The sequence below is a fragment of the Haladaptatus sp. genome, assembly GCF_049589095.1.
GTDB lineage: Archaea > Halobacteriota > Halobacteria > Halobacteriales > Haladaptataceae > Haladaptatus.
Map to the genome: position 1 here is coordinate 1 of NZ_JBAWAC010000085.1, position 5528 is coordinate 5528.

General features: G+C 58.9%; 9 protein-coding genes. 3 read left to right on the forward strand and 6 right to left on the reverse strand.

The window, feature by feature from the left end:
- Nucleotides 1–12 precede the first annotated feature (12 nt).
- The 4 genes from WBV42_RS02895 to WBV42_RS02910 all read right to left on the reverse strand — a co-directional run bounded on the left by WBV42_RS02895 (nucleotide 13) and on the right by WBV42_RS02910 (nucleotide 1751).
- Nucleotides 13–213: a hypothetical protein gene (locus WBV42_RS02895; protein WP_423984702.1), complete on the reverse strand. Its 201-nt coding sequence runs from the start codon at nucleotides 211–213 to the stop codon at nucleotides 13–15.
- Nucleotides 214–218: 5 nt separating this feature from the next.
- Entirely contained in the window at nucleotides 219–635 is a 417-nt protein-coding gene (locus WBV42_RS02900; protein ID WP_423984703.1) for a helix-turn-helix domain-containing protein, read from the reverse strand.
- Nucleotides 636–870: 235 nt separating this feature from the next.
- Complete coding sequence (locus WBV42_RS02905; RefSeq protein WP_423984704.1) at nucleotides 871–1185, reverse strand: hypothetical protein; 315 nt, start codon at nucleotides 1183–1185, stop codon at nucleotides 871–873.
- A gap of 14 nt (nucleotides 1186–1199) precedes the next feature.
- The gene (locus WBV42_RS02910; protein WP_423984705.1) at nucleotides 1200–1751 is read right to left on the reverse strand and encodes a DoxX family membrane protein; all 552 of its coding nucleotides are present in this window, start codon (nucleotides 1749–1751) and stop codon (nucleotides 1200–1202) included.
- 246 nt (nucleotides 1752–1997) lie between these two features.
- Here WBV42_RS02910 and WBV42_RS02915 point away from each other — a divergent pair, with 246 nt between their 5' ends.
- The 3 genes from WBV42_RS02915 (at nucleotide 1998) to WBV42_RS02925 (ending at nucleotide 3440) form a co-directional block, all read left to right on the forward strand.
- Nucleotides 1998–2168 (forward strand): DUF7560 family zinc ribbon protein, encoded by a 171-nt coding sequence (locus tag WBV42_RS02915; protein ID WP_253225004.1) that lies wholly within the window; start codon nucleotides 1998–2000, stop codon nucleotides 2166–2168.
- A 104-nt stretch (nucleotides 2169–2272) separates the two neighbouring features.
- A complete protein-coding gene (locus WBV42_RS02920; protein ID WP_423984706.1) occupies nucleotides 2273–2734 on the forward strand; it encodes a pyridoxamine 5'-phosphate oxidase family protein in 462 nt (153 codons plus the stop codon).
- 70 nt (nucleotides 2735–2804) lie between these two features.
- Nucleotides 2805–3440, forward strand: a complete 636-nt coding sequence (locus WBV42_RS02925; protein ID WP_256486488.1) for a helix-turn-helix domain-containing protein — start codon at nucleotides 2805–2807, stop codon at nucleotides 3438–3440.
- 36 nt (nucleotides 3441–3476) lie between these two features.
- Here WBV42_RS02925 and WBV42_RS02930 read toward each other — a convergent pair whose 3' ends face one another.
- Both WBV42_RS02930 and WBV42_RS02935 read right to left on the reverse strand, forming a co-directional pair.
- Nucleotides 3477–4307 (reverse strand): ABC transporter permease, encoded by an 831-nt coding sequence (locus WBV42_RS02930; protein WP_423984707.1) that lies wholly within the window; start codon nucleotides 4305–4307, stop codon nucleotides 3477–3479.
- Entirely contained in the window at nucleotides 4304–5287 is a 984-nt protein-coding gene (locus WBV42_RS02935) for an ATP-binding cassette domain-containing protein (RefSeq protein ID WP_423984708.1), read from the reverse strand. Before WBV42_RS02935 ends, WBV42_RS02930 begins: the two co-directional genes overlap by 4 nt.
- Between the last annotated feature and the right edge of the window lie 241 nt (nucleotides 5288–5528).

Consider the following 5528-nt stretch of genomic DNA (forward strand, 5'->3'; position numbering starts at 1 on the left):
GGCCACCGGAGTTCAGTACGTATCCGGTTCGTTGATGACGTCATCGAGCTCGTTTGCCCCCGCCGTTGCGAGATAATGGGATATCGTTTCCCCCTCCCCGGATTCGTCCAATCGAACGGGGATATCGGTTTGCTGTGGTTCGGTGATCGTCGGTTGTCCGGTGATGGACTCGAACAGCGACGCGAAATGCTCGGATCGTTCGGTGCGGTTCATCACGATCAGTCCTCCATCCCGAACCCAAAGCCGGTGTGTGATTTGGGTCCCTCGTGCTGTGAGATGTGTAGTTCGAACGTCCCCTCGGGAGACATCGAAATGACCACATCCTCGACGATTCGGGCGTACTCGCTCACGTGTTTTCCGGCCCCGCTGATCCGCACCCGTTCTTCGAGTAGCCCGTCGTCCGCGAGCAGGTTGAGTTTGCGGTACGTGGTCGAGAGCGGCAATTCACATCGGTTCGAGATCTCGCTTGCCGAAAGCGCTTCGTTGCTGGTCACATCGAGAATGGCCTGACAGTCCGACGTATTGAGTACGGTGAGAAGATCCCGAACGGCGTCCTCGTTTTCGACTACCGTCCGTTGCTTCGGCGACTGCTCGAACGTTTCAACCGCACCGACGACGTTCTGTGATTGACTCATACTATTCGATCACGTGCTTGGAGGAACAATTAACAGCCACAGTACTCGGGGTAGTTTATATACTGGTGCGAATCGTCCCGTCAGCGGTGGGCTACAGGCTCGCGCTTTCACGTCTACTGGCACTTTCGTGGCGCTTCGAAGTGACGTGGTCGGTAGCGAGATGCTGATAGTAAGCGACTCCGGACGAAAAGTACGATTATCCTTCGAAACAGTCGTTGAAACTCCCGAGCCGGGGTCAGTGATGTCCGGTCGAGGCGCTCTGTTCGGGCGTGTGTCTCGCCTCCGGCGAAGTGATCACCGTGAACAGCTTGTAAACCGCGTACAGCATGAACACGACGAGTCCGAGGGCGATGATCGTTCCGCGAACCTCGACCGGGAACGCGGGGGTCGTGACGACCTGTCCCGCGTCGTTCGTCGTCGAAATCGCGGAGGGATCCCCGAGGAAGGTATCGAGGAATCCTAACACGACGGTTCCGAGCAGGATGAGCCCGCCGCCGAGGACCATTGCAATCTTGTCAACGATACTGAGTTCGGAGTGTGTTGTTGTCATGTCTTGTCGCCTCCTTAGCCGAGCAGGTACCGCATCCACGTGTGGTCGTTCACGAAGTCAGTTCCCTCGATGATGGCGTCGAGCCCCCAAATTCGACCGGCACCGAACACGATGAGCTGCATGAAGAGGAGAATCCCCAACAACTCGCCGGTCACGTAGCCGTTGGCGAAGTCGGCACCGCCGAGATAGAAGAAGAACAACAGGAACGCGCCGAAAAACGACGCGAGGCGGGTGAGAACGCCGAAAAGCACACCGAGACCGATCAGCAGTTCACCGAGTGGAATCATGACGTTCGCGAAGGCGAGGAGCCATCCCGTGTTTCCGGCCCACACGAGGAAGCCGTGAAGCCAGCCCGGTGCAGCGGTCGTACCGTGGACGAGCCATCCGCTCGCATCGAACGATTCCGCGGGACCGTACCAGAGATTTGCGAACTTTTCGAGACCCGCGGCGGTGAACCACCAGCCGACGAGGAGGCGTGTGAGGACGATCACGTAACTCGACCACGGACCCGAGAAGTCGAACGATACCTCCCTTCCGAGGAGACTTGTGTTGACGTTTTCTACCATCTGTCTTACTCCAGTTCGAGAGACGACCGTCGATGTACCAAGTGTAGCGCTAATTATCGTTTGACGGGAAGAATTATCGTTTGGTGAGAAGACCTCGGTTCGTTCACAGTAGCGGATCGGACGCGTGATTCACATCTGGTCCGGGTAAATCCCGCTTCGGCCGCGTTGTACGCGGAGAACTCCAATTCTCTCGCGTTCAGAAAGAGAGGATGGTATTTATTACGGGGAAGTGTAGTAGCGAATACGATGAGTAGCGAAGGGATAGACGAGTACATCTTCGCCTGTCCGGAGTGCGGGGAAACGTTGACCGTGAACGATTCGATGAGGGTCGCCCTCATCGGAAAGGGATGTGTCATCTGCGGGAGTGCCGTCACAGCGGACGCGTTCACGGAAGCGTCGATAGCGGACTCCTCGTGATACCGCCGCATCGTGTTCTTTCGTGTGCGGACGTGATTTCGTCCGAAACGGACCGCGTCACAGGCAACTATTAATGGGACTCTCTCCATTCGGCAATATAAGATATGGCTTTGGATCAGCAGGTCGAGCTGTCTACAGAGAAGACAGATACAATCCTTGGCGATCACGAAACCGGCGTGCTCTCTCTCGCGCGCGAGAACGATCCGTACGCCATTCCTATTTCATACGGCTACAATGTCGAGAACCGGCGGTTCTACTTACGATTGGTTTCGACACCACAGAGCGAGAAACGGCGCTTTCTGGCGTCCGCGCCACAAGCCCGTCTCGTCGTGTACGACGAAAACGGGGATCTGTATCGAAGTGTCGTCGCAACCGGAACCCTACGCGAGATTTCGCAGGACGAGTTGACCGTCGAGCATATCGAACAGTACGGCGAGGCGAAACGTCCGCTGTTCGAGATTTGGGGTGAATCGAAGCAAAATCTCGATATCCAGCTCTACCAACTCACGCCGGACGACTTGAGCGGCCGCCAAGTGAGAATCGATCGGGAGAGCGACGTCGAGTAGATAGTAGAACGATTGGATAGTGGAGCGGTAGGTCAAAAAAGAACCAACGCAAACCATCCCGCAAACAGCCATGTTACCTGGAATCCGAGCAACCGTGGAGTTTCGGACGCCCGAAGGGTGTCCGCTCGCCAAACACTCGGCGTTGGCGGAAGCCACTATCCACTCGGTCGCCGTGAACGCTCGACCCTCCGACGACACGGAACTCGTAACCGAATTTTCGATGGACGCGGAGTACGACCCGGAGGGGGATATCACGCCGATCTTCTCGCACGGGTCGACGCGACGGTATCGGTTCGTCCACGAGGACGGTGTGAACTGCCCGTGTGAGTGTTTGGGTCAACATGGCTGTCCGGTCACCCGCTACGATATTCGGGAGGGGACGCTGATATTGATTTTCTACGCCGATGGCTACGACCAACTACAGGACGTTATCGCCGATCTCCGTGAGCGTTTTCCCGACGTAGACATCAAACGGTTCGTTCGTTCTCCAGCGGGGGAACGGACTCGGGATCTCGTCTTCGTGGACCGGGGAAAGCTGACGGCTCGCCAACGACAGATTCTCCGAAAAGCGTATGAGATGGGGTATTTCGAGCGCCCGCGACAGGCGAACGCGACGGAAATCGCCGAAGCGCTCGACATCAATCCCTCCACGTTCAGCGAACACCTCGCGGCAGCGGAGTCGAAAATCCTCGGCGACTTGTTCTGATCCGCTGCGGGTCGCCCTCACCCTTGTCGCCGCTCTTCAACGCGCACTGGCGCTGGTGGCGCGTCGAATCACGACCAACGCGAGTCCGGCCAAGATGAGGTCGAGGACGATGAGGACGGCGATCGACGGGAGGATGGTGTCCCACTCCCAGCCGGAGATGACGAGCGCTCGCGCCGCATCGACGCCGTAGGTGATGGGGTTGACCGCGCTGATGTACTGAATCCACTGCGGCAACCGGTCGACCGGCAGGAACGCGCTGGAGACGAACAGCAACGGGAGTTGCAGGAAGTTCACGGCGATGATGGTCGATTCAGTGTCCTCGGTCTGAATCCCGACGACGTTCGAGAGCGCCGTGAACCAAATCGAGAACAGGATGCCGATGAACATCAACGCGAGAACGCCGAGGAATCCCGTGGCGATGTTCGCTCCGAGGGCGACACCGACCACGACGACGATGATTATCTGCACGCAGATACGGGCGACTTCGGCGAGCGTCTTCCCCAGGAACACCGCACCGCGATTCATCGGCGAGACGAGCGCCTTCGCGAACATCCCCGTTTCGATGTCGTTGACCAGCCCGATACCGGAACTCGCGGCGGCGACGAGCGACACCTGAATGACGATGGCGGGCAGGAGGAAACTGATGTACTTGATGTCCTGACCGGGTCCGCCGATAGCGCCACCCGTGACCTGTCCGAACACCTGCGAGAACAGGACGAGGAAGATGAGCGGCTGGACAATGGAGGACGTGACGATGAACGGGTTTCGAACCGACTTGAGCAGCCACCGCCGCATGTTCACCCACGTGTCGCCGAGGAAGCCGTTCCCCGGCGCGAGCCTGTGGTGGTTGTCCGTATCGGTGCTCATAACATCACCTCCGTGCTCGATTCGACCGCATCCTCCGCTTCGACACCTTCGCCCGTCACCGCAAGGAACACGTCGTCGAGCGTCGGTGAGCGAACGTCGAAACCGTCGATTTCCACGCCCGTCTCACGAAGCGCGACGAAGTAGTCGGGGGTGTTCGTTCGAATCATCGTGGACCCAATCGAGATGCCGTTCGTCGTCTCGGTGACGACGGCGTCGTCGAACACGTCTCCTGATTCCGCGATGCGGGTCGCCATGTCCACGTCGGACGGCGCGAGTTCGAGTTCGAGGATGTCGCCGCCGACCTCCCGTTTGAGTTCGTCCGGGGAGCCGGTCAGGTCGATTTCGCCGTCCTTGATGAGCGAAATGCGATCACACAGTTGGTCTGCTTCCTCCAGATACTGCGTCGTGAGGAACAGCGTGGTTCCCTCGCGGTTTATCTCGCGGAAGTAGTCCCAGAGGCGGTTGCGCGCCTTCGGGTCGAGCCCGGTCGTTGGCTCGTCGAGGAAGACGACCGGCGGGCGGTGGACCAACGCGGTGACGGCGTCGAGCCGTTTTTTCATCCCGCCCGAGAAGGTTTTCGCCGACTTGTCCGCGACGTCCAGTAGGTCGGCGAGGTCAAGCAGTTCGTCCGCGCGCTCGCCGCGATCAGACTTCGGGATGCCGTACGCGGCCGCCATGTACTCGACGTTCTCGCACGCGGTCAACTCCTCGTCGATACTCGTCTCCTGTGCCATGTAGCCGACCGACCGGCGGACGCTCTTCGGGTCCTCGGCCACGTCGTAGCCGTTCACCGTCACCGCGCCGTCGGTCGGTCGCAACAGCGTGACGAGCGTTCGAATCGTCGTCGTCTTCCCTGCCCCGTTCGGCCCGAGGAAGCCGAAGAATTCACCCTCCGGAACGCGCATGTCCACGCCGTTGACGGCCTCGGTACCGTCAGGGTAGACGACGTGAACGTCCTCGGCGCGAATCGCGTCGGTCATCGCGAACCGCCCGCCCTCTCGATCGGCTGGAATGTAAGGAACTGTTGAATCACGCTGTTTGCTTTCGCTTCTGTAGTCATATACTATCGAGTCAGTAGTAGTGTATCGACTACAAAATTTGTAGTAATGGAATTCCCGCCGACTCAATCGCCATCGCCGTCGAGGTCGTAGACTGACGCCCACTCGTAGAGGTGGATGAAAACCGGCGCGAGACCGTTGGCGGCGTCGGTCGGTTCGTACT